The 1,086-nt window shown below is 59.5% G+C and carries 1 protein-coding gene; it reads right to left on the reverse strand.

The window, feature by feature from the left end:
• Nucleotides 1-31: 31 nt before the first annotated feature.
• Nucleotides 32-979: an IS30-like element ISAs2 family transposase gene (locus V6E55_RS25485; RefSeq protein WP_019706001.1), complete on the reverse strand. Its 948-nt coding sequence runs from the start codon at nucleotides 977-979 to the stop codon at nucleotides 32-34.
• Nucleotides 980-1,086: the final 107 nt, after the last annotated feature.

The following is a 1,086-nucleotide window of genomic DNA, read 5'->3' on the forward strand; positions in this document are numbered from 1 at the left end:
CGCGAATTCAACTTCGAAGTGCGACACTCGCCTATGCCGCCTGACGGTACTCTTCGAATACCTTGACAGGCTGCCTGAATCCGAGACATTTCCGAGGTCGTAGGTTGAGCCACTGCTCCGCTCTCCTGACATCCTCGTCCGTGACCTCTCTCAGGTCTGTTCCCTTTGGGATAAACTGCCTCAACAGCCCATTGCTGTTCTCGTTCAGACCGCGCTCCCACGAAGAGTAAGGGTGCGCAAAGTAAGTCTCGGCACCCAGCGCTTCCTCTATCGCCTTGTGTTCGGCAAACTCGCCGCCGTTGTCAAAGGTGATGGTATGCACCTGCTCGATGTAGGGCGTTAACATCTCGATTATCGCATCCCGCACCACCCCAGCCTGTTTGCTCGCGACCCGCTTGACCAGATAGAGCCGGCTCTTGCGCTCCACCAGGGTGACCAGTGCACCTGTGCCTTGCTTGCCCAGCACCGTGTCCGCCTCCCAATCACCGAGCCGCTCCCGGCTATCGACGATAGCCGGCCGTTCATCAATAGAGCGGGCTTCCTTGATGGGAGAACGCAGGCTGCTCGCCCCCTTGCGGTAGCGCTTGTGGCCCTGGCGCAGATGGCGGTACAACTGGCCACCCCGGGCTTTGTCGGCGGCCACATGGCGGTATATCCACTCGTGACTCACCATGAGGCCTATCTGCTTGCCCACCGCGCTTATCTGCTCCGGGCTCCACCACCAGGCGAGTGTCAGCTCGACAAACTGGATGACATCGGCAGATAGCCGAGATTTGGCCGCACTGGCCCGTCGGTGGGTGGCGTGCTGATGCGCATTGTCTGGCTGGTAGCCCTGCGGCCCGGCGTTACGACGCAGCTCCCGGTAGAGGGTGGAGCGATGAACGCCAATGGCGCGTGCGGTGGCAAGGATGGACATCCCCTGTGCGCGAAGCACCGATAACTGGTATCGTTGCCCCTCGGTCAACTGCTGATAGCTCATGGTGATACTGCTTTTACTTTGGCGAGCAGAAGGGTACCACCAATCAGCAGTTGGCCACCTCTCGCCATTCATCCATGAGTGTCGCACTTATTATCTGAATTCCCGCT

The organism is Enterobacter sp. 342 (assembly GCF_036663495.1).
Taxonomy (GTDB): Bacteria; Pseudomonadota; Gammaproteobacteria; order Enterobacterales; family Enterobacteriaceae; genus Enterobacter.